Genomic DNA, 25,625 nt, shown 5'->3' on the forward strand with positions numbered 1-25,625 from the left:
CCCTGGAAGGCCGGCTGTCCGCAGCCTATGGGGCGATCCGCCGAGATTGCGCACCTACCTGCTGAAGTGCGGGAACACGCTCCTCAGGGCGCCGGGCGGCCCGCTCCCGGCGCGGGAGCCCCCATCGGCGGGGAAACGGGGTGCCGCTAGAGCCGCAGGGCCGGGACGCCGGTGGGATGAGGGCGGACGGGTTCGGGGAGGCTGAGGATGAACCAGACGGTCTTGCCACCCGAGGGGGAGTGCGTGACGCCCCAGTCGTCGGCGAGGGCGTCGACGATCTGCAGGCCCCTGCCACCGGTGGCCTCCATGTCGCGGGCGCACACGCGGGGCGCGCCCGCCCCGGGGTCGAAGAGCTCGCCGTGGACCAGGCCCCCGTCGCCGCGGATGCGCAGTGCGCACGCGGCACCACCGTGCTTGACGGCGTTGGTGACCAGCTCGCTGACGACCAGCACGCAGTCGTCTATGAGGTCGTCCACACCCCACAGGGAGAGCTCCCGGCGAACCATCGAGCGGGCATCACGCACGCTTGACGGGGCGGCGGACAGCAGGCACTCGGCCGCGTACTCGGGGACCGCGTCAAGATACGCCGCGGATGAGTTGTGGTGGAGAGACACTGCGCCTCCTTCTTGTGGGAGCGCTCCCACAACAAAGGTAGAACATCTAACCGCATCTGTGAATTGATTTCGCCCTAATTGTTTCCGTCCTATGTCGCAAAAGTGAGGAAAATTCACTTCATTGGCCATCACCCAAGGTCACCGGAAACCGCCCCGACCTCTTCGGTACGGGTTCCTCCCTGGTCGCCGGAGCGGCCGGGCACCGCGCCGGCCCCGGCGGCGCGGCCGCGCCGTACCGGGGTCAGCGCAGTTGGGGAAGGACCTTCGCGCCGAACGCGTCGATGAAGGCGTCCTGCTCCTGGCCCACGTGGTGCAGGTAGATCTCCTCGAACCCCAGGTCCGCGTACTCGTTGATCCAGGCGGCATGCCGGCCCAGGTCGGAGGAGACGTTGACCACCTCGGCCACCTTCTCCCGCGAGACGTCCGCGGAGACCACGTCGAAGAGTTCCGCGGTCTCCAGATCCCAGCTCACCGGCGGGGAGAAGACGTTGCTCCGCCACTGGTCGTGGGCGATGCCCATGGCCTCGTCCTCGTTCTCGGCCCAGCTGAGGTGAACCTGGAGTGCCGCCTTTCCGCCGCCTCCGGCGTCCCGATAGGCACCGACGACCTCGCGCAGCCGGTCGACGGGCCCGTTCACGGTGATCAGTCCGTCGGCCCACTCCGCGCACCAGCGGGCCGTCTCGGCGCTCACCGCCGCGCCGACCAGCTTCGGTGGGACGTCCGGGCGGCTCCACAGGCGGGCGCGGTCCACGGTCACCAGGCCGTCGTGGCTGACCTCCTCCCCCGCCAGCAGCGCCCGGATGATGTCGACGCACTCTCGCAGCCGCCGCTTGCGGAGTTCCTTGCGCGGCCAGCGCTCACCGGTGATGTGCTCGTTGCTCGCCTCGCCCGTGCCGAGCGCGGCCCAGAAGCGCCCGGGGAACATCGCCCCGAGGGTGCCGATCGCCTGGGCGATGATCGCGGGATGGTAGCGCTGTCCGGGGGCGTTGACCACGCCGAACGGCAGGCCGGTGGCCTGCAGCGCCGCGCCCAGCCAGGACCAGGCGAACCCCGACTGCCCCTGCCGCCCGCTCCACGGGGAGAAGTGGTCCGACGACATCGCCGCCCCGAACCCCGCCTGCTCGGCCCGGGTGACCGCCTTCAGCAGTTCCGCCGGATGGATCTGTTCGTGTGAGGAGTGAAAGCCGTAGGTCGTCATCGTCCCCGGCTACCCGGCGGAGGGACGTCCATTCCGGAGGATGCGCCCGAGGGACCGACGGATGGCGGCGGGCGGTGAGGGTGAGGGTGGCCGCGGCACCAAGAGTACGGACACGGACTACAGAGACGGGCACAGACACGGCACGGACCGGGGGCGCGGTCCCGGCCGAGGTCCGGCCGGGACCCCGCCCCGGTCTCAGAAGGCCGAGGTGTAGGTGACCAGGGACGGGTAGTCGAGGCGGGTGCCGGCGTTGTAGCAGACGACGTTGCGGACGATCGCGGTGCCACCGCTGGTGGCCCAGAGGGTCAACAGGTTGCAGAACTCGGGGCCGGGTCCGTACGCGGTGGCCTGGACGTGGTCCTGCAGGACCCCGACCGCGGGGAAGAGCACCATGCGCTGGCCGGTCCCGGAGGTCTGGACGGTGTTCACCGCCGTCTGGGAGTTGTAGTTCACCGGCGGAGGCACCGGTGCGTACGGGCCGGGGTTGGCCGGGGTGTTGTCGAAGGTGTAGGCGAAGTTCTTCGGCGGGATCGCCGCGCCGGTGATGGCACGTTCACGCTGGTAGGTCAGGGTCCACCCGGTGTTGAGCGGCGTGCTGGTCGCGTTGTGGCAGCGCACCTGGACCGTCTGCGCGCCCACGGCGGGGGCCCAGCCGCCGACCTTGCACCGGGCGGGCTGGCCGGGGTCGACCGCGGTGACCTGAAGGTTGCCGGCGAAGCCGGTTGAGCCCAGGCCGGGCAGCGTGACCGTCCAGACACCCCCGCCACCGGCGACGGTGTTCACGCCTCCGGCCGAGTTGAACTGGGTGGCGATGGCCCCGCCGTTGTAGTGCACGTAGCCGAACGCCTGCGGCGCGGGCAGGGTGCCGGTGCTCTGCTCGAAGACGATGCTGTACGGAGTGAAGACCGGAGCCCCTCCGTACCGGTAGCACTGCACGGCCACCACCAGGTCGACCCCGGACGGCCCCCAGGTCTGCGCCTGGCACCAGTAGGCGTTCGGGGAGATCGCGGTGACGTGGACCACGCCGCCGCCGATCGCGATCTGCGGGAACCTCACGAATGTCTGCCCGGCCCCGCCCGGGGTGACGGTGACGCTGAAGCCGCCCGGCCAGCTACCGGCCTGGTGGCCGGGGTTGGGAATGCCGGAGGTGACGTCGACGACGGCGAAGCCCCATCTGTTGGGGACGGCCGCCTGCGCGGTCGTGACGCCCGTCGCCAGCATGGCGACGACACAAAGGATTCCCATGACCACTCTGAGTGACTGACGCACGCGGTTCTCCATTGGCTCGGGGGGGCTGGACGACCAGACGTGACGGTGGCGCCGGGAGTGCGGCGGCAGAGGGTGAACCGTCTGGGATCACAATTCGCTCCGAGTTCTTGATAACCCGCGCGGCATCCCTTGAGAAGACCCAACCTTACCGGGAAGATGACCCATCTTCGCTGATCAGGTCAGTGTTCGAACCAGATGAGCGGATCTTCCCGGGGGGAGATCAGCGGTCATTTCGCCGAGTACCGTATGAACATGCACAGCCGATCCGCCAGGATCCATGAGACAGGGTGTGAGACCGTGCCGGAGCACGAACCGAACGTTCCGCGTGTCATGTGGCAACTGCTGGAGCCCCTGCACGCCGTCACCTACTTCGCCCCGGAGGCTCGGGCGGCGTCCGACGCGGTAGGCATGCGCGGCTTCTGGATGGGGTACTTCGCGACCAGGGCGGCACCACTCGGACCGGTCGGCCCCGACGTCGTCACGGCCGCCTTCCACGGCTTCCCTCCGGCCAAGGTCTCCAGGGCACTCCCCGACGCGTGGACGTTCGCGACCCCCGGCGACGTGCTCCGCGCCCGGCTCGACGGGGCGAGGGCGGCGCTGCGGAACCTGCTCACCGACGAGGTGGCCGGCCCGGACGACCTGCGCGCGGCGGCCGACCTCGCCTGGCGGGCCGCCCGGCTCGCCGACACCGCGGGCCGGGTGCTGAGCGCGGCCAACCAGGCACTGCCGGCGCCGGACGAGCCGCACCTGCTGCTCTGGCAGGCCGCGACCACGCTGCGCGAGCACCGGGGAGACGGGCACGTGGCCGCGCTCGTCGCCCACGGCGTCTCCCCGACCCAGGCCCACCTGCTCAAGGTCGCCGCCGGTGAGACGGACCTGGACCTGCTGCGCGTGGCACGCCCCTGGCCGGACGAGGAGTGGGAGTCCGGCGCCGCCGCCCTGCGCGAGCGCGGATGGGTCGACGCCTCCGGCGCCCTCACGGCCGAGGGCACCCGGGTGCGCGCGCGGATCGAACGGCTGACCGACGAGGCCGCGGCCGGCCCCTGGCGGGCCCTCGGTGACGAGCGGACCTCCGCCCTCGCCCGGCTGCTCCACCCGCTGACCGAGGCCGTCGTGAAGGCGGGCATCCCGCCGACGCTGAGCCCGATCGGCCTGCCCCTGCCGTCCGGAGGCGAGAACGGCCGGGAGCTCTCGCTCCCGGCCTTCCCCTCAAAGATCAGCTGAGGTCGGGGCGGCGGAAGACCCGCCGCCCCGTCACGGATCAGCTGAACGGCAGCCGTACGAGGGACTGGTTGCCGACGCCGAGGGCGGTGGTGCCGTTGCCGATGGCACTCCAGACCTCGACCTTCACCTGGCCTCCCGACAGGTTGCCGAGCGCCCCCGAGGCGGACTGCGGCCCCGCGCCCTGCGTGTAGTGCTCCCAGCCCGTCACCGGGTCGGTGGCGAAGTAGGCGTAGGTCTCCACCCTGTCCCAGCTCCCGTTGCCGGTCAGGTCGTAGGAGACGCGGATCTGGGTGCCGTTGGCGACCGTGGTGCCCGCGTCCACGAAGAGGTCGAACGTGGTGGAGCCGCCGTTGTAGGTGCCGGTGAGGCCGGTCGCCGTGAAGACCTGCGCGTTGGTCGGGGTACCGTCGCGGTTGCCGTTGGCGGCGGCCAGCGTGACGGTGCCCGCGGTGCCCGCCGTACCCGGCAGCCCGCCGCCGGACTGCAGGTAGCGCGTCGCGGTGAAGGGACCCACCGTCGGGGTCGGAGTGGGGGTGGGGGTGGGGGTGGGGGTGGGCGTGGGAGTCGGGTCGGGGCCGGTGCTGCCTCCGCCGGCGTTGCCGCCGCTCCAGGTGAGGGCTCCCGAGGTGACGGTCTTGCCCGCGGGCACGTTGAGCGTCGTGCCGTTGGAGAAGGTCACCGTGATCGCGCTGCCGGTGATGTTGGACGCGACGTAGGTCCGGGCGCCGTTCTTGCTGAACACCTTGGCCAGCGGGTGGTTGGCGGTCACCGAGTTGTCCACGTTGCCGAGAGCGGCCAGGTTGCGGATCCAGTGGAAGGTGTGAGCCCTGCTCTCCCCCTCCTCCGGGGTGAAGCCGCTGTTGGCCCTGAGGTTCGCCAGTGCCGTGTCGCCGTTGCCCAGGGCGAGGAACTCCCAGATGATGTCCTGCCACACGGTGGGCGGGCCGCCGTTGTTGCGTACCAGCTCGTTGTAGTTGGTGGTCACGTAGCCGGGGTTGTCGCCCAGGTAGAAGTGCCCGCCGGTGACCGGGAGCATGTTGATGCCCTGGATCATCTCCGGCTCGGCGCTGAACCAGGTGGCGTAGGCGGCGCCGGAGCCCCAGACCATGCCGACGGTGCTGTGGCCGAAGGCGGCGGGGAAGTTCTGGTCGCGCACGTCGAACCAGTACTCCTGGATCGCCGCGTTCTGGGTCGTGTAGATGTAGATGCCCGCGTCGCGGACCGCGGTGTTGCCGGTGGCCTGTCCCCACTGGATGAGGGCGTTGGCGAAGTTCATGCCCTCCGACGAGGACTCCTGGTTGTTGCCCGAGCCGAACGATCCGTGCCCGGCCGCCCAGTCGTGGCCCGCGTAGATGTCGAAGTCACGCAGGTAGGGGAAGCGGGTGTCGTTGCGGTCGTAGTTGTTGGCGTCGCGGATCAGCAGGTCCACCATGCCGCCGTACTGGCTGGTCTTCGCCCAGTTGGGGTCGAACTTGGCCAGGGTCGCGGCGGCGGCGATGTAGTAGCCGTAGTGGAAGTGGTGGTCGTTGAGCTCCAGGTCGGAGCCGTACGAGGCCGGGTAGCCGAGCAGGGTCCCCCAGGCCGGGTTGTAGTAGAAGACCCGGGTGGTCTTACCGGGCGAGGCGGTGAACCAGTCGTTGAGGCGGCTGCGGATGGCGTTCAGCGCGGCGGCGCGCACCGACGTCAGGTTGAGCTGGTCGGCGATCTCCGCGATGCGGGCGGCCCTGCCCAGCCCCTTGCCCGTCCAGTAGGTGTCGTCGCCGCGGATGTCCATCGGGTTGCCGAGTTCGGCGTTGAGATGGTTGGTGATCGTGGTGAGATCGGCGCCCGAGTTGTCGGCCACCGCGGGGACCTCGGGCAGCACGCCGGTGTACTTCATCGACGTCCTGAACTGCGTACCGGTGACGATCTTCATCTGGCCGCGCGCCGAGACGTAGGTCTGCGCCAGCGGTGTCGAGCCGGTCAGGTAGTTCCACTGGTGCGGGTAGAGCGCGATGACCGTGCCGGTCGCGCTGCCCTGCCTGGCCGTGGTGGTGAAGGCGTACGTCGTGGTGAGCGTGCTGTTGGACGGCGTGTAGGAGTACGAGACCTGGGTGCCGGTGACGTGCGCGTGCGCGTACTGGCCGTAGGTGTTCGCCAGGGCCACCCGGTCGCCGCCGGCGGGCAGCGCCGCCACCGAGAAGAAGCCCTTGCCCGCCAGGGACGAGCTGATCGTCGTGCCGCTCACCGACCAGGTCGCGCCGGTCGGGGCGTAGGCGACGTAGTCACGGCCGCCCGCGGTGAAGCCGATGGTGGCGCCGCTGTTGGACCAGACCGAGGGGGTGCCGGCCGCGGTGATCTGCGCGTCACCGCCGGTGATCTGGAAGTAGGCGAACGGCAGGCCGTGGCCGATGGTGGCCTTCATGGTCCGGCCGCCACCGCTCCAGTACGGGGTGACGGTCCAGTCGCTCCAGCCGTCGACCTTGACGTCCGGCGAGCTCAGGCCCGCGACACCGACCCTGATGTTCTCGACGTACGGGTAGTGGTACTCCCCCACCCCGGTGGCGGTGCCACTGATCTGCGGGGTGGTGTTGTAGGAGAAGCCGAGGCCATTGCCGAAGGTGTCGTAGGAGATCGGGTGGGCGTGCAACGGCTCACCGTACGCGCAGTCGGTCTTCTTGAACAGGATCGACGACCACCAGTCGTTGGTGGGCACGGCTCCGGCGGGGGCGTTGGCCGTCACCCACTGGCGGGGGTTGGTGGAGAGGGAGCCGCAGCCGGTCGGCAGCGAGCGGCCGGCCGGGAGGGTGTCGGCATAGCTACCGGCGCCGACCGTGGCGGCCTCGGCGGAGTGGACGGCGCCGAGGCCGAGCAGCCCGGCCACCATCGCGACGACCACGCCGGCGGCGAGGCGCCTGCGGCGGGTCCGGATGCGGTGGGCGAGTCGTCCTTCACGGGGGTGCGCGTTGTCCGGACCCGTGGTCCGGATCGAGGGATCCATTGGGGGGTGCCTCCGGGGAGAGGAGTCGGGCTCCGAAGCGGACCGGCATGAGAGAGCGCTCTCTCACCGCAAAGTAACGGCCCGAGTCACAGCAGTCAACGTTTCGCGTTGGTAACGAATAAGTAAAGAGCAGATATGCAGGCGGGACGGCATAGGCCCAGAAAACAGGGCGTTCCATCGCACGACACGCTCACCAGGCACCCGCAGGCGGCACATCGACCCGCTGGCCAACAATCAAGAAATGGGCCTATCCTGATCTGAGAGCGCTCTCAGAACTGATCGACATCCAGCGCCGGCCAACCCTTGGCCGCACCCACTTCCACCTCCCGCGCGACCCACCCCACCGGACCCGGCACCTCCACCCGCGCGCGCCGCCCGGCGCGCACGCCTGCCCACCGGCGGGGCGGCCGCAACTGACGGGACGGTGACAAAATCAGGGCTGGACACTCAGCGTGATGACGCATTTACTTTGCGTGACCATCCAGGCACTCCCCGTCCCAGGAGACATCATGCGAAGCAGGAAGCTCATGACCGCCACCCTGAGCGTCGCCGTCGGCATCGCGAGCCTGACCGCGATAACCGCCTTCGTACCGGCCGCCGCCGGTACGAAGGCCGCGGCCGACTTCACGGGCTACCAGATCGTCAAGCTCCCGAACGCCAACGTCCCCAACTTCCAGCGCCGCGTGGTCCGCTGCCCCGCCGGGAAGAAGGCCGTCGGCGGCGGCGCCGAGGCACAGGGCAACCAGGCCGTCCTGGTGGGTTCCTTCCCCACCGATGACGGCGGCGGCTGGATCGGCCTCGGCCGCCAGCCCGGTTACAACGACGTCGGCATCAGCGTCTACGCGATCTGCGCCAACGTCGGCTGATCACCACCCCGGAGGATCGCGGGCTCAGGTCCTGGCCGTGACGGCCCGGACCTGGGCCTTTCCCCGAAACCGGGGGTTCGGCGGCGATCCGTTCCTCCGGCCGGGAGCGTTCTTCTTCGCCCCCGTTCCCGGGGCACAGCGATTTCCCCTCCCCAGCCACCCCGCCGGATCGGGCCGGGCCGTCGCGAACATCGCCGCCCGAGCCCGTGTCGCATGCCCGTGAGGCCCCACGGCCTACCATCAGCTCCAGCGAGGGGACTGCCGGGTTCACCCGGCAAGGGAATCGCTTCCTTGATACGGTTTCCAGGTTCGAAACGGGCAGGGCTTGTCCGTCGCCTACCTCATCCAAGGGAAGCGAGAAGCCGCTCCCCTTCGAGAGCGGAGGAGTCACGTAACGGTGCCGCGACCAAGCGAGTTCGCCGACCGCATCAGTGAGATCCCGGACGCCCAGCACGCTCCGGCGTCCGGGGGCACCGAGCCCGGCTCGCTCGCCCATGACCCGGGAGAGCGCCGGCCGCCCTCGGCCGAGCGCATCGGGCGGGCGATGACGGCGTTCGCCGCGGGCGACGCGCTGGGCGTCCCCTGGGAGGGCTCGGACCCGACGGCGATCGACGCCGACCGCATCGACGAGATCCCGGCCACCCGGCAGGGCTGGCCGCGCGGCGCGACCTCCGATGACACCGCCCAGATGCTCCTGGTCTGCGAGTTGCTGGCCGACACCGAGGGGAACCCGACCGCCGAGGCCTTCCTGACCCGGCTCGCCGCCGCGGCGGACGAGATCCGCGGCATCGGCCCGACCACCCGCCGCGCCCTGGCCCACTTCGGTGAGACCGGCACGCTGCCCGAGCCGATCCCCGGCGAGCGCCCCACCAACGGCGCGGCGATGCGCATGCTCCCCGTCGGCTGGACCACTCCCGCCGCCGAGGAGGACCTGCGCCGTCACCTGGTGGAGGCACTGGCGATCGGCACCCACCGCGCCCCGGAGGCCATCGCCGCCGCCTGCCTCGTCGCCGCGATGGCCGCGTGGGCGATCGAGGGCGCGGGAATCGACGCGGTCCTGGCCGCCGCCGAGGCCGAGGCCGGCTGGGTCGCCGGCCGCTACGGGGAGCCCACCGCCGTCCGCGCCGCCCTCGCCGGCACCTGGACCCCTCCCGCCGGAGGCGTCGGCCTCGACGCGCTGGAGACGACCGCCGCCGTGGTCCACGTCCTGAGCACGGCAACGGATCTGGACTCGGCGCTGCGCCGCTCCGTCCTCCTCGGCGGCGACACCGACACCGTCGCCGCGCTGGTCGGCGGAGTCCGCGGCGCGCTGGCCCCGGACGAGCTCGACGCCCTCACCTGGCTCCCCTTGGTGGACTTCGACCGTCCCACCGACCTGGTCGAGCGGCTCCACCGGCTGAGCATCGCCCGGCACAGTCGATGACCCCTCGTCACCTGTGCGACGACGGCGAGGTCAGGATCAGCGCGGCACCCTTCTCGCCGATCATCATCGACGGGGCCTGGGTGTTGCCGCTGATGATGTTCGGCATGATCGAGGAGTCGATCACCCGCAGTCCGGACATGCCGTGTACGCGCAGCTCGGGGTCGACGACGGCCAGCTCGTCCACGCCCATCTTGCAGCTCCCGACCGGGTGGTAGTCGGTCTTGGCCCACTTGCGGATGAACGCGCGGATGTCCGCGTCGCTCCGGACCGACGCGCCGGGCAGCCTCTCGTCCTTGAGCAGGCCCTTGAACGCGGGCGCGTCGAAGACCTCGCGCATCCGGTGGAAGCCCTCGACCGCGATATCCCAGTCGCGCGGGTCGTCCAGGTAGTTCGGGTCGACTGCCGGAGGGGCGTCCAGCTCCTTGGAGACCAGGCGCACCGAGCCGCGGCTGCGGGGCCGGACATTACAGGCCAGCAGCGTCACGCCGTGGCCGGGGACGTGCGCGGCCGTGCGCGAGTTGTCCTTCCACACCACGTAGGCGGGCAGGAAGTGGAGCTGGATGTCCGGCGAGGTCACCTGCTCGGAGCTGCGGATGAACGCGCCGGCCTCGGTGATCGTCGCGGTCGCGGGCCCCGTCCGGTACAGGCCGTACTGCACCGCGTGCCGCAGCGCCCGGTCCCACCTGTCCTCGCCGCTGTAGCTGATGGGCTTCGCGCACTCGCGCGTGATGTAGACCTCAAGCTGGTCGTGCAGGTTCCTGCCCACCCCGGGAAGGTCCTGGACGACGTCGATGCCGAGTGCGCGCAACTCGTCGGCGGGGCCGATGCCCGACCTCAGCAGCAGGCGCGGCGAGTTGATCGCCCCGGCGCTCACGATGACCTCGGCGTCGGCGAAGACCGTCTCCTGGCGCCCGCCGCGCAGGTAGGTCAGCCCGACCGCCCGGCCGTTCTCGACGATCAACCGGTCGGCCCGCGCGCCGGTGAGCACCGTCAGGTTCGGGCGGTGCCGCACGGACCGCAGGAACGCCGACGACGCGCTCTCCCGGCGCGCCTTGCGCTGGGTGACCTGGTGGTAGAAGACCCCGTCCTGGGTGGCCCCGTTCGGGTCGGCCGTGTACGGGATGCCGACCTCCTGCGCCGCCCGCAGGAACGCCGCCGACATCGGGTTGTGCTGTACCTGGTCGCTCACGTGCAGCTCGCCGCCGGTGCCGTGGTAGGCGTCCGCGAGCCGCTCGTTGTCCTCGTGCGCGGTGAAGTACGGCAGGACGTCGTCGTACCCCCAGCCCTTGTTGCCGAGGTCGCGCCAGGTGTCGTAGTCCTCGCGGTTGCCACGGACGTAGAGCATCGCGTTGATCGAGGTGCTGCCGCCCAGGACCCGGCCCTGCGGCAGGAACATCCGCCGGTCGTTGAGGTTCTTCTGCGGGACGGTGTCGAAGATCCAGTTGACCTTCGTGCCCATCAGCTTGGAGAAGCCCGCGGGAATGGTGATGAGGGGCGACCGGTCGCTCCCGCCCGCTTCGAGCAGGAGCACGCGCGCCTCCGGGTCGGCGCTCAGCCGGTTCGCCAGGACGCAGCCGGCGGCTCCGGCTCCGACGATGACGTAGGTGTAGGTGGTGCGTGGCATGATGCCTGTCCTCTCAGGGATTGGGATGCTCAGTCGCGCCGAGCGAGGCTGTGATCGACGCCGCGGCGGCACGGAGCCGGCCCTGGTCGGTGGCCTCGGCCACCCCGGCCAGCCCGAGGGCCGCCGTGTCCGCGGCGTCGAGCCGGGACTGGCCGACGACCGCCCAGACCGGGACGCCGACGCCCGCGGCCCGCCGGGTGACACCGGAGATCACCTTGCCGTCGGCGGTCTGCGCGTCGAGACGCCCCTCACCGGTGACGACCGCGTCGGCCCCGGCCAGGAGCGCGTCGAAACCGACCAGGTCCAGAACGGTCTCGATGCCGGAGACGAGCCGTGCGTCGTAGGCCGCCCACAACGCGCCGGACAGCCCGCCCGCCGCCCCGGTGCGGGCGCGCCCGCGCGGGTCGCGGGGCAGCGCCGCCGCCGTCTCGTGCAGGCGGTCGGTGAGCCGCGCGACGAGGTCGGGATCGGCGCCCTTCTGGGGCCCGAACACCCGGGCGGAGTCCTCGAACGGGGTCGCGACATCGCACAGGACGACGAGCTCGACCCCGTCCAGGCCGCCTCCGGCCTCGATGGCCGCGCAGGCGCCGGCGCCCCCGTCCGTGCAGGCACTGCCCCCGACCCCGAGCAGGACGCGGCGCGCGCCCGCCGCCACCGCGGCGACGATCAGGTCACCGGTTCCGGCGCTGGTCGCCGACCATGCGTCGAGCCGCTCAGGGGCGAGCAGGGTGAGCCCGCTCGCCGTCGCCGTCTCGACGACGGCGGTGCGTCCCCCGTTCGTCAGCAGGAACTCGCCCTCGATCCGGTCACCGAGAGGACCACGTGCCGCGGCTCGGACGAGCTCGCCGCCCAGGGCGCGGCGCAGCACGTCACGGGTGCCCTCGCCGCCGTCGGCCAGCGGGCAGGGCAGCGCCCTGCCGCCGGCGTCCGCGACCCCCACCGCGAGCGCGTCGGCCACGGTGGCGGCGTCCATCGTGCCCTTGAACGAGTCGGGTGCCAGCAGCACCCGTGCGGGCCCGGTCATGGCAGGCACCCTTCGGCCCTTCCCCGCTGCGTCCTCGTCCGGGTTCCCGCCTGGTCGAGGCCGGGTCGTCGCGGGTCCATGACTACGCCTCGAACCCGGCGACCGCGAGGAACGAGCGCATCCGCCGCGCCGCCGACGCGGGGTCGGCGAACGCGCCCGCCCGGTCGGCGAGGACGAACAGCCTCACCAGATGGGGTACCGAGCGGAGGGTCTGCGCGCCGCCGACGAGGTGGAAGTGATCCTGGTGGCCGTTCAGCCAGGCCAGGAAGACCACGCCCGTCTTGTAGGCCGAGGTCGGGCTCGCGAACAGATGCCGGGCCAGGGGAACCGTCGGTTCGAGCAGCGCGGCGTACCCGTCGAGGTCGCCGGCGTCGAGCCGGGCGAGCGCGGCCCGCGCGGGCGCGGCGATCGCGTCGAACACGCCGAGGAGCGCCTCGCTGTGACCGTGCTCGTCGCCCCGGATCAGTTCGGCGTAGTTGAAGTCATCCCCGGTGAACATGGCGACGCCCTCGGGCAACCGCCGCCGCAGATCGACCTCGCGTCCCGCGTCGAGCAGGGAGATCTTGATCCCCCGGACGCGTCCGGGGTGCTCGGTGAGGATCGCCAGGACCGTCTCGGTGGCCCGGTCGAGGTCGGCACCACCCCAGTACCCGGCCATGGCGGGGTCGAACGCCTCGCCCAGCCAGTGCAGCATGACCGGTCCATCGACCTGGTCGAGGACCTTGCCGTACACCTCGTGATAGTCGTCGGCCCCCCGCGCGACGGCGGCGAGGTGACGGCTCGCCATGATCACCGGGGTGCCGCCGGACTGGCTGATCCAGCCGGCCTGCTCCAGGTACGCCTCGGCGACGTCGCCGAGACTCCAGCGGCCCGTCGGGGCGAGCTGGTCGGTCATCGCTCCGCAGACCAGCGCCCCGCCGACGGCGCGCGCCTCGGCCCCCGACCGGGCGATCAGCTCGCGGGCGTCCGCCCAGTCCAGGCCACCACCGCGCTGCGCGGTGTCCATGGCGTCGGCGACGCCCAGGCCCAGGGACCACAGGTGCCGGCGGAACGCCAGCGTGGACTCCCAGTCCAGCCCCGGCGGGTCGTGCAGCGGATCGGCCACGACGTGCGCGGCGGCGTACACCGTGCGGGAGGTCGGCGGGCCGCCGGTGAAGTCGTGTACCGGGGACCGGTCGGCCAGGACGTGGGTGCGCTTCCCGCCGTCCGGTGCCGGCAGCATGATCCTGACATCGCTCATCACGAACCCGCCGTCCCCGTCGTCCGCCAGGCGCTCCCGAGAGGCCGGTCCACGAAGATCTCCTTGTCCATCACGGTGAGGGGGTCCGCGACCTTCACCCCGTTGCCGAGCGGGTCGAGGACCTGGGTCTGGGGGTCGACGCCGGGCGCGACCTCGATGAGCACCAGCCCGTCCGGGCCGAGTTCGAAGACCGCCCGTTCGGTGACGTACAGGACCCGCTGGCCGCGTCGGCGTGCCTCGGCCGCGCTGAACGTCACCTGGTCGACCGTGTCGACGAACTTCCGATGCCTGCCCTCGACGCGGATGTCCAGGCTTCCGTCGGCGGGCACGGCCTGGAGCCCGCCCGCGTTGAACGTGCCGCAGAAGACCACGGTCGAGGCGTTCTGCGAGATGTTGACGAACCCGCCGGTGCCAATGATCCTGCCGCCGAACTTGGACACGTTGACGTTGCCCGCCCGGTCGATCTGGGCGAAGCCCAGGAAGCAGATGTCCAGGCCGCCGCCGTCGTAGAAGTCGAACTGCGCGGGCTGGTCCAGGATCGCGACCGGGTTCGTGGCGACGCCGAAGATGACCCCTCGGGCCGGCACACCGCCGACGAGCCCCTGCTCGATCGTGAGTGTGAAGTCCTCGACCCAGCCCTCCTCGGCGGCGACGGCCGCGACCCCGTCGGCGATCCCGACGCCGAGGTTGACGACGTCCCCGTCGGCGATCTCGCGCAGCGCCCGCCGCGCGACGACCTTGCGCTGGTCGAGCGGGAACGGCGGCAGCGACGAGAGCGCGGCCTTGGTGGCCCCGGCGAACGCGGGGTTGTACTCGTGCGTCACCACCTGCCGCTGCTCGGGGTTGACGACGACGACGTCGACGCACATGCCCGGCACGACGACGTCGCGCGGATCGAGCGAGCCCCCTTCGGCGGCGTACTTCACCTGGGCGATGACGAGGCCGCCGCTGTTCCGCGTGGCCTGGGCGATGGCGAGCATCTCCAGCCGGGCGGCCTCCTGCTCGGAGGTGATGTTTCCGTCCTCGTCCGCGGTGGTGCCGCGGATGAAGCAGACGTCGATCGGCAGCGACGGGTAGAGCAGCCACTCCTGCCCGCGCAGGCTCACCACCTCGACGAGTTCCTCGGTGGTGCGGTCGTTGAGCCTGCCGCCCTCCAGGCGCGGGTCGCAGAACGTGCCGATGCCGACGTGCGTGAGCACCCCGGGACGGCCCGCCGCGATGTCGCGGAAGAGCTGGCTCATGACGCCCTGCGGGAAGTTGTACGCCTCGAACTCCCCTGCCGCGGCCATCGCGCTCATCTTCGGGGCCATGCCCCAGTTGCCGGCGATGATCCGGCGGGCGAGGCCGGGCAGCGCGAGATGGTCCATGCCGCCGCCTTCGCGGTCCCCGATGCCCGTGGTGTGCACGAGCGTGAGGCCGGCCGGGGAGCCGGTCTCACGAAACCGGTTTCCCAATGCCCGGAGCAGCGTGTCCGGTTCGAGCAGTCCTCCGCCGGAGCCGCCGATCGCGACGGTGGCCCCGGCATCGATCATCGCGACCGCCTCCGCCGCGGTGCGGAATTCCGGCCGCCCGCGGCGGCTCCTGTCCGACGACGACATCAGGCCATCACCCCTCCGCCGTTGAGGTGCAGCACCTGGCCGTGGTAGAGCGCGGCGTCGTCGGAGGCGAGGAACGCCACGGTGGGCGCGATCTCCTCGGGCGTCGCGAGCCTGCCGATGACGAGGTCACCGGTGCGTTCCCGCTTCCACTCCTCGGTCGCCCAGGGGGTGATGAACGGAGTGTCCACCGGCCCCGGGGCGATCGCGTTGACGCGGACCGCCGGCCCGACCTCGCGGGCCAGCGCCCGGGTGAGCCCGGCGACGCCGGCCTTGGCGGCGCAGTAGCTGACGTAGTCGCGGGCGCCCTTGAAGGCCAGCTGCGACGAGACGTTGACGATGACGCCCGCCCCCCGTTCGAGCATCGACCCGAGCACGTGACGGCTGCACAGGAAGACGCCGTCGAGGTCGACGGTCAACGTCTTCCGCCACTCTTCGAGGGAGATCTCGGCGAGCCGTCCGGGAGCCATGTACCCGGCGTTGTTCACCAGGACGTCGATCGGCCCCAGCTCGGAGCCGACCCGGGCGACCATCCCCTCGACGGCGTCCCAGTCGGTGATGTCGGCCTCGACGGCCATCGCGGCCGTCCCCGCCTCCGTGAGCCGGCGCACCCGCTCGGCGGCCTCGCCGGCCTGGCCGAGATGGTGAACGGCGACCCGCGCCTCGGACGCCGCGAACGCGTCCACGATCGCGGTGCCGAGGCCGCCGAGCGCCCCGGTCACCAGCACGGTCCTGCCGCGCAGCGACGGGTAGGCGGTGGTCGTGGTTGCCTGCGCGTTCACGCGGTGTACCAGTCCTTTCTGCGCGTACGGCCGACCTGGACGGTCTTGTTCTCGGTGAAGAACTCCATGCCCTCGCGGCCGAACTCGGCCTGGTAGCCGCTGTCACGGCGACCGCCGAGCGGGAGCTCGGGGAAGGCGTCGGTGGAGCCGTTGATCCACACGGTGCCGGTGCGCAGCCGGAGCGTCAGGTCCAGCGCCTCGCGCAGATCATTGCTCCACACCGAGGCGGCCAGGCCGTACGCCGAGGCGTTGGCGCGCGTGACCGCCTCGTCGAGCGAGGTGAAGGACTGCACGACGGTGACCGGCCCGAACAGTTCCTCGCGGGCCGCGGTCGAGCCGTCGTCGTCGGTCGCCAGCACCGTCGGCGCGAGGAACGGGCGCGCTCCGGTGGCCTCCGGCGCGGAGGGGTCCCCGCCGGCCAGCACCCGCACGCCTTCCTGCCTGGACGTCTCGATCGCCGCGCTCACCCCGTCGAAGTGCTGCTGGGAGATCAGCGGGCCCATCTGGGTGGCCTCCGACCACGGGTCGCCGAGGAGGAGACCCGCCGCCCGCGCGGCGAGACGCTCGCCCAGCTCGTCCGCGACGGACGCGTCGGCGAGGATCCGCGACCCGGCGACGCACACCTGTCCCTGGTTGAAGAACGCGGCGAACGTCAGCCCCGCGACGACCTCGTCCAGGTCGGCGTTCGCCGTCACCAGGACCGGGGTCTTGCCGCCCGCTTCCAGGGCGACGCGCTTGAGCCGCTGCGAGCCCGCGTGCGCGGCGATGTGCCGGCCGGTCGCGGTCGAGCCGGTGAAGCTGACGACGTCCACCTCGCGGTGGGCGACGAGCGCCGCGCCCGCGGGGCCCTCACCGAGGACCACCGAGACCGCGTCGGGCTCCAGGCCGGCCTCGTACAGCAGCGAGACGACGGCGAGTGCGGTGAGCGGGGTCAGCGGGCTCGGCTTGACCACGACGGTGCAGCCGGCGGCCAGTGCGGGCGGCAGCTTCTGCCCGAGGATGCCGAGCGGGAAGTTCCACGGGATGATCAGGCCCGCGACCCCGGCGGGCTCCCGCACGGTGAACGCGAACACCGACGCGTCGATGTCACGGACCGTCCGTCCGTTGACGTCCCTGGCCAGCCCGGAGAAGTACTCGAACGCGTTGACGGCCGCGGCGACCTCGCCGCGGGCCTCGCGGATCGGTTTGCCCGTCTCCAGCACGACCAGTTCGGCCAGGTCGTCCGCGCGGGCCTCCATCAGCTGCGCCGTCCGGGCCAGGACGCGGGCGCGGTCGCGGCCGGAGGCCCGTCCCCACCGCCCGGTGTCGAAACTGCTCCGGGCGCGGGCGACCGCGGCCTCGACCACGGAGGTCGACTCGTCGCCCGCCCGGAACAGGGGCTGTCCGGTGGCCGGGCTGATCCGGACCGTGCCCTCGCCCTGCGGGGCGACGGCGCTGCCGCCGACCAGCGAGCCGAGGAGCGGCGGGCCGTCCCCGGCGGACACTTTGGCACGGTCCAACAGGTCACCGAGGTCGCGTCCGGCGACGTCGAGGGGGAATCCAGTGGTGTTCACGATGCTCTCACTTCGTTGTCGTGGGCCTGCGCTTGACGAACGCCTCTTTCCGCCGGCGCGAGGCGTCCGAGAAGCTGAAGAACGCGGCGAGAGTCGGCTCGGCCGTCACCCGGGTCTCGTATCCGGCCAGAATGTCCTTGACGACCCGCAGCGCGAGCGGTTCGCAGGCGATGACGGCCGTGACGAGCTCCTCGACGGTCTCTTCGAGCCGGTCGGCCGGTACGGCGTGCGTGACGAGGCCGATGCGCGCCGCCTCGGCCCCGGAGATCGCCGTCGCGGTGAGGAACAGCCGGCGCGCCTGGGCCAGCCCGACCGTGTCCACCAGCCGGGCGATGCCGCCCCACGCCGTCAGGTTCCCCAGCCTCGTCTCGGGGTAGCCGAGGCCGGCGTCCTCGGTGGTGACGCGCAGGTCGCAGGCGAGCGCCAGCTCCAGGCCGCCGCCGAGCGCGCTGCGCTCGATCAGCGCGACGGTGGGCACGCTCAGCGCGGCGAGCCGCGCGAAGGTGGCCGTGCCGAGGCGTGACAGCCGATCGGCGGTGACCGGGCCCGGGTCCGCCCAGTCGGCGATGTCGGCGCCCGCGCAGAAGAAGCCGTTGCTCCCGCGCAGTACCACCACCCGGATCCGCGGGTCGGCCTCGATCGCGCCGAGTGCCTCGCCGAACGATTCGAGCATGGCCTCATCGAGCGAGTTGCGCTTGGCGTAGCGGTCCAGGGTCAGGGTCGCCAGACCCCGCTCGTCGACGTCGAGAAGTACCGGCATCAGCGCCGTCCCCGGGCTACCTGGTCGATCAGCAGGGCGATGATGATCGCGGAGCCGACGGCGACCTGCTGGTAGAACGCCTGGACGTTCAACGTGGTCAGACCGGCGGTCAGCGTCGCGATGATGATCGCGCCGAACGCCGCGCCGTACATGCTGCCCTCTCCGCCGGCGAGCTTCGTACCGCCCATGACGGTGGCGGCGATGGCCGTCAGCAGCAGGTCCGCGCCGAGCGTCGGGTCGGCCGCGCCGAGACGGGCGACCAGGATGGTCCCGGCCAGCCCGGCCGCCGCGCCGGAGAGGACGTAGGCCGCCGCGGTGTAGCGCTTGACGTTGATGCCGGCCAGCCGCGCGACCTCGGCGTTCCCGCCGACGGCGGTCAGGTGCTCGCCGAACACGGTCCGCTTCAGGCACACGGCCGCGACGATCGTGAGCAGGACGAACAGCAGCACCGGGATCGGGACCCCGGCGATCCGGCCGGCCAGGGCGTCCTGGAAGCCGGTCGGGATGTCGTACACGGCCTGGCCGCCCGCGATGATCAGGGCGATCCCGGCGTAGATGCTCATGCTGCCGAGCGTCACGATGAACGGCGTGATGTTCGTCATCGTGATGAGGAGCCCGTTGACCAGACCGGCCAGGGCGCCGACCGCGATGCCGCCGATGATGGCGAGCGGCACCGGCAGCGAGTGCGACAGCAACCCGCTGACCACCGCGCACATCGCGACGGTCGAGCCGATGGACAGGTCGATGCCGCCGGTGATCAGGACGAACGTCTGCCCCAGCGCCAGGACGCCGACCACCGATGCCTGCAGCAGGATGTTCATCAGGTTGCCGCCGTCGAGGAACAGCGGCCTGGCGAGCCCGAAACCGAGGACGAGGACGAGGATGACGCCGACCAGCCCGGCCTGACGTGCGGTCGCGGCGACGTCGAGGCGTCCCCGCACGGCGGACAGCGGCGTCTCGGTCGCCGATTTCCGCTCGAGGGTGGTGTGGTTGCTCATGGTTCTCCTTGGACCGTCAGCTCGCCGCGGCGTGGTGGACGATGGCTTCTTCCGAGATCTGCGACCGGCTGAGTTCGGCGACGATGCGTCCGCGGCGCATCACCACCACCCGGTCGCTCATCCCGAGTACTTCGGGAAGGTCCGACGAGACCATCACGATGGCCTTGCCCTCCTCGGCGAGCTCTCGCATGAGTGCGTGGATCTCCCCCTTGGCGCCCACGTCGACGCCGCGGGTGGGCTCGTCGAAGATGAAGATGTCGCTGGCGGTCTTCAGCCAGCGGGCGAGGACCACCTTCTGCTGGGTGCCACCGCTCAGCTTGCCGACCGGATAGCCGGGGTCGATGTCGGCGTTGAGCTGCGTCAGCAGCGCGCGGGTCTGCTCGCGCTGCGCGCGCCGGTCCAGCAGGCCGCGCCGGCGCGGCGGCTTGATCAGTGTCGCGTTGGACGCCGCGCTCATGTGGAGCACGAGGCCCTGGTGCTTGCGGTCCTCGGGCAGGAACGCGATACCCGCCTTGACGGCGTCCGCAGGGGAGCCGATGTGGACGCGTTCCCCTCTGATCCACACCGCGCCGCCCGTCACCCGGTCCGCGCCGATCAGCGCGCGGACCAGCTCGGTCCGTCCCGCACCGACCATTCCCGCCAGGCCGACGATCTCACCGCGCCGGACCGACAGCGAGCAGTCGGCGACGCCCTCGGCGCTGGACAGGCCCTCGATCCGCAGGATCTCCTCGCCGGGGCCTTCGGAACGTTCCACCCTGCTGATCGCGTCGACGTTCCGGCCGACCATCAGCTTGACCAGGTCGGTCTCGTCCTTGATCTCCGCCCGGGTGCGGGTGCCGACAAGCGTGCCGTCGCGCAGCACGGTGACCCGGTCCGACAGCGTCATGACCTCGGCGAGCCGATGCGAGACGTAGATGATGCCGCGGCCCTCGGCGCGGAGCCGTTCGAGCAGGGCGAAGAGCTGCTCGCTCTCCTGCGTGGTCAGCGAGGCGGTCGGCTCGTCCAGGATGATCAGGCGCGCGCCGACGGCCAGCGCCCGGGCGATCTCGACGAGTTGCTGCTGGGCGACGCTGAGCCGCCGCACGGGGATGTCCATCCGGGCGTCGAAACCGAGCCGTCCGAGGGACTTCTCCGCCCGTTCGCGGGCCTCACGCCAGTCGATGAACCCGGCACGGGCCTTCTCCCGTCCCAGCACGACGTTCTGGACCGCCGTGAACTGCGGCACCAGGCTCAGTTCCTGGTGAACCATGGCGAGTCCGGCGTGCAGGGCGTCACTGGGCTGGGAGAACGAGCGCCGCTCCCCCTCGAACCAGACCTCGCCGCTGTCGGGCTGCTGGACGCCGAACAGCGTCTTCAGCAACGTCGACTTTCCTGCGCCGTTCTCGCCCAGCAGGGCGTGGATCTCACCGGGGTAGGCGGTCAGGTCGACCTCGTGCAGGGCCCTGACGCCGGGGAAGGATTTGCTGAGTTTCTTGATCTCCAGCATGGGCCGGTCGGTCGTCATCTCATCATCTCGATCGGTACGTGGTTCGAAGGGAGAGGCTCACCCGACGGTCACTTGTAGAGGTCCGTGATGACCTGGCCCTCGGTGTCGTAGAACTGGTCCACGTTCTCCTTGGTGATCAGCTGGGCGGGCGCGACGACCCAGGGGGCGATCTCCTTGCCCTCCAGCAGGCCGATGGCCGACTCGACCGCCCAGAAGCCCTCGTAGTAGGGCAGCGGGCTGACGGTCGCGGCCATCGATTCGTTCCGGACGCCGGAGATCGCCTCCGGAACACCGTCCGTGCCGATCACCGCGACCTTCTTGCCCGACTCCTGGACGGCCTTGGCGACGCCGATCGCCATCGTGTCGTTGTTGGCGTAGATGCCCTTGAGGTTCGGGTTCTGCCGGATGATCTGCTGCGCCGCGGCGTAGGAGGCGTTCGCGTCCCAGTTGCCGGGGACGCTGGCGACCAGCTTGAGGTTCGAGTGCTTGGCGATGCCCTCCTTGAAACCCTTGATCCGCAGGATCGCGGCGCTGGAGCCCGACTGCCCCTCGACCTGCGCGACCTCACCGCCGTCGGGGAACAGCTTCGCCAGCTCGTCCGCCGCCTGGATGCCGTTCTCCTCGTGGTTCGGGCCGATGAAGACGGTCGCGGGGACACGGGCGTCGTCGACGTTGACGACGGGCGCCTGCTGCGAGCGCATCTGGTTGAGCGCCGGGTTCAGGTTGGAGGTGCTCTCGGGAGCCACCACGTAGGCGTCGAACTTCTGCCCGACGAGCGTCTGGGCGATCGTGAGCTGCTCGGTCTGGGCCTTCTCGCTGCTCGCGGCCTGAATGGTCACCTCGACCCCGTACTTGTCGGCGGCGGCCTTCGCGCCCTTCTGGATGCCCTGCCAGTACTGGTTCGTGAGGGCCTTGAGGATCACCGCGACCCGATACTTCTTGGCGGGCTTGAGCTCACCGATGGTCGAGGCCAGGGCGACGCCGTCGAGCGACTTCACGCCTTCCTGGTCGCTGGTGTAGGTGTACGACCCTCCGGCGCCGGACTCCTCGGCGGACGTCGCCGAGCTGCATGCCGAGACACCGAGCGCCAGGACCGACGCCAACGCGATAGCTGCTGTCTTCCTCATTGCTGCTTTCCTTCTGAGGGGGATGGATGGATAGAAACCGGTTTCCCAAAAGCCCGTGCTGATTGGGGGCCGTGCTGGACTCTCACGTTGTCGCCGTCCGCCGGCATCCGCAGGATCCGCGGACGACGAGTTCCGGCGCCAGGACGCGCCGCTCCGGCGGGGTACGCCCACCGGGACTGCCGCTCGGGTGCCTGCCGATGCGCTCGGCGAGGATGCCCGCCGCCACCGCGCCGACCTGCCGCGCCTTGCTGTCCACGGTGGTGAGCGAGACGCCCGGCACCTGGCCGACCCAGACGTTGTCGAATCCGATCAGTGCGATGTCCTCGGGGACGCTCACTCCGAGTGAGTGCGCCGCCGTCATCAGCCCGACGGCCAGGGTGTCGCTGGCGGCGAAGACCGCCGCCGGTCGGCGCAGCCCGGCGAGCAGGCTCGCCGCCGCCTCGGTGGCGTCCGAGAGCTCGCTGCTGCGCGCGATGTGGAGCGGTCCATCGGCTTCGCCGTAGACGCTGCGGAACCCTTCGAGCCGGTGCCGGAAGGCCAGGACGTCGAGCGGGCCGGTCAGGTAGACAGCCTGCTCGAAGCCATGTTGACGGAGGTGCTCGGCGGCCAGCCGCCCGCCCATCCGGTTGTCGATCACAACGGTGTCGGCCACCGGCTTGGCGAGCTCCCGGCTGGCGACCACCACGTTGATCCCGGCCTTGACCAGTTGCTGCACCCCGCCGTCCCGCATGGTGGCCGAGGCGATGATCGCTCCGTCGACCCGTCGCTGGATCATCGTGCGGACGACCGCGGCCTCCTTCGCCTTGCTCTCCGCGATCGCCCCCAGCAACAGGGTGTAACCGGCCGGGTCGATGACCTCTTCCACACCGGCCACCAGTTCCGGGTAGAAGGGATTGGTGATGCTCGCCACGACGACGCCGATCGCGTAGGAACGTCTGCTCGAAAGTCCCTGGGCCAGCGCGTTCGGATGGTAGTTGAGCTCCTCGATGGCGCGCTCGATCTTGGCCCGGGTCTCCTGCGACATGTAGTAGTCGGTCGCGCTCAGGAACTTCGACACGGTCGCCTTGGAAACTCCGGCGAGCGACGCGACATCGTTGATCGTCGTGCGTCGAGCTTCAGGAAACCGGTTCACCATGGCCATCATGTTGGCTGTACCACACAGTGGGGTCAATATGTTTCCGAAATGTTTCCGAAGCCCTCACCATGTTAACCTTGCGGCCTCTGACCTGCCGGTCTACGGCATCCCGGCCTCGGAGAAGCACCTCCCGCGGCATCTTCTCCGGTCTCGCCGGGTGTGCCACGGGCGTCCGGACCGTCGAGGGGTCGTTCTGCCGGGTGGATGGCGCTGGAGCGAACACAGGCCGCGCATCAGGGCGTAAACGCGACCGGCGCGTCTCCCCGATGGAGGGGAAACGCGCCGATCACATGCGATGTGCGCCGCCAGGGACTCGAACCCCGGACCCGCTGATTAAGAGTCAGCTGCTCTAACCAACTGAGCTAGCGGCGCCCGACCTCCACAAGGGTACCGGACCCGGCGCTGTAGTCCGTACATACGCCGACATATGAGCATCAACGAACATGTGCCGGCTGCGATTTCGCCGGGCGGGGCGGGAGCGCGGAATCGCGCGGCGACCTGCGGTTCGAGAAGGGCAGGGCGGTGTTCCGTACCGGCTGACTTGGACGGACCCCGTTTAGGGCCCCTCGCTCGGGTACTTGACCGGAGCCCGGAGAATCCAAGTCAAGGGAGATGTTCAACCATGCAGCCTGAGCTCTGGAACTACCGCGCCGACGTGTACGGCCAGGACAGGACGCTCGATGTCGCCGGGTACCACGTGGAGGCCACCGACGGGAAGATCGGCTCCGTCGACGAGGCGACGTACGAGGTCGGCGAGAGCTACCTCGTCATCGACACGGGCCCGTGGATCTTCGGCAAGAAGGTCCTCCTGCCGGCGAGCACCGTGACCCAGATCGACCCGCAGGAGAAGAAGGTCTACGTCGCGCGCACCAAGCACGAGATCAAGGAGGCGCCCGAGTTCGACGAGGCCAACTTCAAGGAGCCCGCCTACCGGGACCGCGTCGGCGAGTACTACGGTCGTTTCCCGTTCGGGAGCGGACCGGGCACCGTCTGATCCGGCACGCTGAACGACGAGAGGGGCTCCGCCACCCGGCGGGGCCCCTCTCGTTTCCGGTGCCGCCCCGACGGCACTTCAGGGCCAGGCCGGGTCGCCCGAGGAGTCGAGGGAGTCGGGGATGACATCGAGGCGCCCGAGAAGGGTGAGGAAGGTGGAGGCGTACGGGGAGTCCTGCACGACGGCGGCGACACGGTTCCAGTCGACCTGCTCGCGCAGGGCACGGACCTGGGGCAGCAGCGAGCCGTAGTCGCAGGTGTGCTCGGAGAACGGCAGCAGCCACGAGATGACCAGGTCGGTGGCCTCCAGGACGGGCAGGATCACCGCCGAGGTCTTCATCGGCTCGGCCCGCTTCAGCAGCTCCGGGGTGATCGGATGATCGCAGATCGAGAAGATCAGATCCACCAGCCTGCCCTCGTCGAATGCCTTGACCAGCCAGTCCTCCGGCGGTTTGACCGTCTCGAAGCCCAGCTTGCCCAGCGCTTCGAGCGCGAGCGGCACGTCCTCGACGGGGAGGACGAAGTCGACGTCGTGCAGCGAGGGTGCGGCCCCGCGCGCGTACGCCGCACAACCTCCGGCGAGCGCGAACCTGACATCCGCCTCCTTCAGCCCGCTGCTCGCCCGCTTCAGCGTTTCCAGGATTGCGTCCGTGACCTCATGACTGTGGCTGCCCATGGCTCACGCGTACCCCATAACATCCACGGTAGGCATGCCGGACTTTGACTCGGGTAAACGGGGCGTATGGTTCAGGTCGAACATACGCAAAGAGAAAATCCCCATCCTGGAGAAACCCGCAAGGAACGCGTCGATCGCGAGCTCGGTGAGCTCTTACAGGGCCTGCGCGTCGCGGTCACCGGCGTGCAGGTGCTTTTTGCCTTCCTGCTGACGCTGCCGTTCGCTGCGGGCTTCAACAAAGTCGATGTCCTGGGGCACTGGCTGTTCTTCATCGCCCTGCTGAGCGCCGCCATCGCGTCCGTCTGCTTCATCACCCCGGCCGCCCAGCATCGCCTGCTGTTCCGGACCGGGCTGAAGGAGAAGATGCTGCACCGCGCCAACGGAGTCGGCATAGCGGGGGCCGCCGGGCTCGCGATCGCGATGACGAGCTCGGTCGCGCTGGTCGCGGAGACGGTCATCAACGCCTGGCCGGCGGCGGTGTTCGGCGGGGCCGTGGCCCTGTCCAGCGCCTGGCTGTGGTTCGTTCAGCCAATAATCGATCTATACCGAACAGAGGATGACGAGGATGTTAAGTCATGAGTTGTGAGGGCAGAGGCCGATTATGGCTACTTTACTTTGGATCATCGCAGTTATCCTCGTCATCTCCGGGATCTATGTGATCCTGGCCCGTCGCGACCTCCTCTGGGGGATCGTCCTCATCGTCCTCGGCTTCCTCATCGGCCCCGGGGGTGTGAGCATCTTCAATGTCTGACGCGAGCCCCGCGCTCGCGAAAGCACCTGTCCAGTGTCAGCCCACTTGTCAGCCCACTGTCGGTTCTGAGCCGGCAGGCCATTCGACGCGAGCTTCGCGCTCGTAGGAACACAAGTCGCCCCGAACTCCCAAGAAGCCTCGCGGGCCGGGTCTCCCCGGCCCGCTTCTTCATGTCCACCCCTCCCCGCCACCGGCGGTGCGGGAGAGGGGCGGCGCCCATCTACCGAAATGCGGGCCAGTGCTCCGGCCTTCAGGCCGGGGGTGAAGGCCCGCGCGGGAGTGCCCGCCAGGGCGCGAGCGTGCCTTC

General features: G+C 70.6%; 22 protein-coding genes and 1 tRNA gene. 6 read left to right on the forward strand and 17 right to left on the reverse strand.

Annotation, left to right across the window (positions count from 1 at the left end; translation table 11 throughout):
* Positions 1-146: 146 nt before the first annotated feature.
* The 3 genes from ACWD3H_RS12215 to ACWD3H_RS12225 form a co-directional block, all read right to left on the reverse strand.
* Positions 147-614 (reverse strand): ATP-binding protein, encoded by a 468-nt coding sequence (locus tag ACWD3H_RS12215; RefSeq protein WP_451954979.1) that lies wholly within the window; start codon positions 612-614, stop codon positions 147-149.
* A gap of 241 nt (positions 615-855) precedes the next feature.
* The gene (locus tag ACWD3H_RS12220) at positions 856-1,812 is read right to left on the reverse strand and encodes a TIGR03885 family FMN-dependent LLM class oxidoreductase (RefSeq protein WP_451954980.1); all 957 of its coding nucleotides are present in this window, start codon (positions 1,810-1,812) and stop codon (positions 856-858) included.
* Between the two features lie 195 nt (positions 1,813-2,007).
* The gene (locus ACWD3H_RS12225) at positions 2,008-3,081 is read right to left on the reverse strand and encodes a hypothetical protein (protein ID WP_451954981.1); all 1,074 of its coding nucleotides are present in this window, start codon (positions 3,079-3,081) and stop codon (positions 2,008-2,010) included.
* 297 nt (positions 3,082-3,378) lie between these two features.
* On the opposite strand from ACWD3H_RS12225, the gene ACWD3H_RS12230 reads away from it, so the two are divergent.
* Positions 3,379-4,305, forward strand: coding sequence for an SCO6745 family protein (locus ACWD3H_RS12230; RefSeq protein WP_355564670.1), 927 nt, complete (start codon positions 3,379-3,381; stop codon positions 4,303-4,305).
* Positions 4,306-4,342: 37 nt separating this feature from the next.
* Here the strand turns inward: ACWD3H_RS12230 and ACWD3H_RS12235 are convergent, their stop codons facing one another.
* The gene (locus ACWD3H_RS12235; RefSeq protein ID WP_451954982.1) at positions 4,343-7,285 is read right to left on the reverse strand and encodes a glycosyl hydrolase; all 2,943 of its coding nucleotides are present in this window, start codon (positions 7,283-7,285) and stop codon (positions 4,343-4,345) included.
* A 509-nt stretch (positions 7,286-7,794) separates the two neighbouring features.
* Here ACWD3H_RS12235 and ACWD3H_RS12240 point away from each other — a divergent pair.
* Positions 7,795-8,151: a hypothetical protein gene (locus tag ACWD3H_RS12240; protein ID WP_350912268.1), complete on the forward strand. Its 357-nt coding sequence runs from the start codon at positions 7,795-7,797 to the stop codon at positions 8,149-8,151.
* Between the two features lie 397 nt (positions 8,152-8,548).
* The gene (locus ACWD3H_RS12245; protein ID WP_451954983.1) at positions 8,549-9,574 is read left to right on the forward strand and encodes an ADP-ribosylglycohydrolase family protein; all 1,026 of its coding nucleotides are present in this window, start codon (positions 8,549-8,551) and stop codon (positions 9,572-9,574) included.
* 7 nt (positions 9,575-9,581) lie between these two features.
* Here ACWD3H_RS12245 and ACWD3H_RS12250 read toward each other — a convergent pair whose 3' ends face one another.
* From ACWD3H_RS12250 to ACWD3H_RS12305, 12 genes are all read right to left on the reverse strand, one after another.
* Positions 9,582-11,198, reverse strand: a complete 1,617-nt coding sequence (locus tag ACWD3H_RS12250) for a GMC family oxidoreductase (RefSeq protein ID WP_355564658.1) — start codon at positions 11,196-11,198, stop codon at positions 9,582-9,584.
* A 13-nt stretch (positions 11,199-11,211) separates the two neighbouring features.
* The gene (locus ACWD3H_RS12255; protein WP_451954984.1) at positions 11,212-12,222 is read right to left on the reverse strand and encodes a glycerate kinase; all 1,011 of its coding nucleotides are present in this window, start codon (positions 12,220-12,222) and stop codon (positions 11,212-11,214) included.
* 82 nt (positions 12,223-12,304) lie between these two features.
* Positions 12,305-13,462, reverse strand: a complete 1,158-nt coding sequence (locus tag ACWD3H_RS12260; protein ID WP_451954985.1) for a dihydrodipicolinate synthase family protein — start codon at positions 13,460-13,462, stop codon at positions 12,305-12,307.
* Positions 13,462-15,060 carry an acyl CoA:acetate/3-ketoacid CoA transferase gene (locus ACWD3H_RS12265; RefSeq protein WP_355564649.1) on the reverse strand — a complete coding sequence of 533 codons (1,599 nt, stop codon included), beginning with the start codon at positions 15,058-15,060 and terminating at the stop codon, positions 13,462-13,464. Before ACWD3H_RS12265 ends, ACWD3H_RS12260 begins: the two co-directional genes overlap by 1 nt.
* A complete protein-coding gene (locus ACWD3H_RS12270; protein WP_355564646.1) occupies positions 15,060-15,839 on the reverse strand; it encodes an SDR family NAD(P)-dependent oxidoreductase in 780 nt (259 codons plus the stop codon). Before ACWD3H_RS12270 ends, ACWD3H_RS12265 begins: the two co-directional genes overlap by 1 nt.
* Positions 15,836-17,392, reverse strand: a complete 1,557-nt coding sequence (locus tag ACWD3H_RS12275) for an aldehyde dehydrogenase family protein (RefSeq protein ID WP_355564643.1) — start codon at positions 17,390-17,392, stop codon at positions 15,836-15,838. Before ACWD3H_RS12275 ends, ACWD3H_RS12270 begins: the two co-directional genes overlap by 4 nt.
* Positions 17,393-17,399: 7 nt before the next feature.
* The gene (locus ACWD3H_RS12280) at positions 17,400-18,152 is read right to left on the reverse strand and encodes an enoyl-CoA hydratase/isomerase family protein (protein ID WP_451954986.1); all 753 of its coding nucleotides are present in this window, start codon (positions 18,150-18,152) and stop codon (positions 17,400-17,402) included.
* The gene (locus ACWD3H_RS12285) at positions 18,152-19,150 is read right to left on the reverse strand and encodes an ABC transporter permease (protein WP_051752308.1); all 999 of its coding nucleotides are present in this window, start codon (positions 19,148-19,150) and stop codon (positions 18,152-18,154) included. Before ACWD3H_RS12285 ends, ACWD3H_RS12280 begins: the two co-directional genes overlap by 1 nt.
* Positions 19,151-19,166: 16 nt before the next feature.
* The gene (locus ACWD3H_RS12290) at positions 19,167-20,654 is read right to left on the reverse strand and encodes a sugar ABC transporter ATP-binding protein (protein WP_355564636.1); all 1,488 of its coding nucleotides are present in this window, start codon (positions 20,652-20,654) and stop codon (positions 19,167-19,169) included.
* 50 nt (positions 20,655-20,704) lie between these two features.
* Positions 20,705-21,763 carry a sugar ABC transporter substrate-binding protein gene (locus ACWD3H_RS12295; protein WP_355564633.1) on the reverse strand — a complete coding sequence of 353 codons (1,059 nt, stop codon included), beginning with the start codon at positions 21,761-21,763 and terminating at the stop codon, positions 20,705-20,707.
* A gap of 82 nt (positions 21,764-21,845) precedes the next feature.
* Complete coding sequence (locus ACWD3H_RS12300) at positions 21,846-22,907, reverse strand: LacI family DNA-binding transcriptional regulator (protein WP_451954987.1); 1,062 nt, start codon at positions 22,905-22,907, stop codon at positions 21,846-21,848.
* 289 nt (positions 22,908-23,196) lie between these two features.
* Positions 23,197-23,270: transfer RNA gene (locus ACWD3H_RS12305), tRNA-Lys, on the reverse strand.
* Positions 23,271-23,520: 250 nt separating this feature from the next.
* Here ACWD3H_RS12305 and ACWD3H_RS12310 point away from each other — a divergent pair.
* Complete coding sequence (locus tag ACWD3H_RS12310) at positions 23,521-23,892, forward strand: PRC-barrel domain containing protein (RefSeq protein ID WP_451954988.1); 372 nt, start codon at positions 23,521-23,523, stop codon at positions 23,890-23,892.
* Between the two features lie 78 nt (positions 23,893-23,970).
* Here ACWD3H_RS12310 and ACWD3H_RS12315 read toward each other — a convergent pair whose 3' ends face one another.
* Positions 23,971-24,567: a hypothetical protein gene (locus tag ACWD3H_RS12315; protein ID WP_451954989.1), complete on the reverse strand. Its 597-nt coding sequence runs from the start codon at positions 24,565-24,567 to the stop codon at positions 23,971-23,973.
* A gap of 66 nt (positions 24,568-24,633) precedes the next feature.
* Here ACWD3H_RS12315 and ACWD3H_RS12320 point away from each other — a divergent pair, with 66 nt between their 5' ends.
* Both ACWD3H_RS12320 and ACWD3H_RS12325 read left to right on the forward strand, forming a co-directional pair.
* Complete coding sequence (locus tag ACWD3H_RS12320) at positions 24,634-25,146, forward strand: DUF6328 family protein (RefSeq protein ID WP_355569515.1); 513 nt, start codon at positions 24,634-24,636, stop codon at positions 25,144-25,146.
* Positions 25,147-25,168: 22 nt separating this feature from the next.
* Complete coding sequence (locus ACWD3H_RS12325) at positions 25,169-25,318, forward strand: GPGG-motif small membrane protein (protein ID WP_350912242.1); 150 nt, start codon at positions 25,169-25,171, stop codon at positions 25,316-25,318.
* Positions 25,319-25,625: the final 307 nt, after the last annotated feature.

This window comes from Streptosporangium sp. NPDC002607 (assembly GCF_053592655.1).

Bases quoted from the DNA above. Each gene is read 5' to 3' on its own strand.
- ACWD3H_RS12220 (WP_451954980.1), bottom strand. From the start codon at position 1,812: ATGACGACCTACGGCTTTCACTCCTCACACGAACAGATCCATCCGGCG.
- ACWD3H_RS12235 (WP_451954982.1), bottom strand. From the start codon at position 7,285: ATGGATCCCTCGATCCGGACCACGGGTCCGGACAACGCGCACCCCCGT.
- ACWD3H_RS12240 (WP_350912268.1), top strand. From the start codon at position 7,795: ATGCGAAGCAGGAAGCTCATGACCGCCACCCTGAGCGTCGCCGTCGGC.
- ACWD3H_RS12250 (WP_355564658.1), bottom strand. From the start codon at position 11,198: ATGCCACGCACCACCTACACCTACGTCATCGTCGGAGCCGGAGCCGCC.
- ACWD3H_RS12255 (WP_451954984.1), bottom strand. From the start codon at position 12,222: ATGACCGGGCCCGCACGGGTGCTGCTGGCACCCGACTCGTTCAAGGGC.
- ACWD3H_RS12260 (WP_451954985.1), bottom strand. From the start codon at position 13,462: ATGAGCGATGTCAGGATCATGCTGCCGGCACCGGACGGCGGGAAGCGC.
- ACWD3H_RS12265 (WP_355564649.1), bottom strand. From the start codon at position 15,060: ATGTCGTCGTCGGACAGGAGCCGCCGCGGGCGGCCGGAATTCCGCACC.
- ACWD3H_RS12280 (WP_451954986.1), bottom strand. From the start codon at position 18,152: ATGCCGGTACTTCTCGACGTCGACGAGCGGGGTCTGGCGACCCTGACC.
- ACWD3H_RS12285 (WP_051752308.1), bottom strand. From the start codon at position 19,150: ATGAGCAACCACACCACCCTCGAGCGGAAATCGGCGACCGAGACGCCG.
- ACWD3H_RS12290 (WP_355564636.1), bottom strand. From the start codon at position 20,654: ATGACGACCGACCGGCCCATGCTGGAGATCAAGAAACTCAGCAAATCC.
- ACWD3H_RS12295 (WP_355564633.1), bottom strand. From the start codon at position 21,763: ATGAGGAAGACAGCAGCTATCGCGTTGGCGTCGGTCCTGGCGCTCGGT.
- ACWD3H_RS12300 (WP_451954987.1), bottom strand. From the start codon at position 22,907: ATGATGGCCATGGTGAACCGGTTTCCTGAAGCTCGACGCACGACGATC.
- ACWD3H_RS12310 (WP_451954988.1), top strand. From the start codon at position 23,521: ATGCAGCCTGAGCTCTGGAACTACCGCGCCGACGTGTACGGCCAGGAC.
- ACWD3H_RS12315 (WP_451954989.1), bottom strand. From the start codon at position 24,567: ATGGGCAGCCACAGTCATGAGGTCACGGACGCAATCCTGGAAACGCTG.
- ACWD3H_RS12320 (WP_355569515.1), top strand. From the start codon at position 24,634: ATGGTTCAGGTCGAACATACGCAAAGAGAAAATCCCCATCCTGGAGAA.
- ACWD3H_RS12325 (WP_350912242.1), top strand. From the start codon at position 25,169: ATGGCTACTTTACTTTGGATCATCGCAGTTATCCTCGTCATCTCCGGG.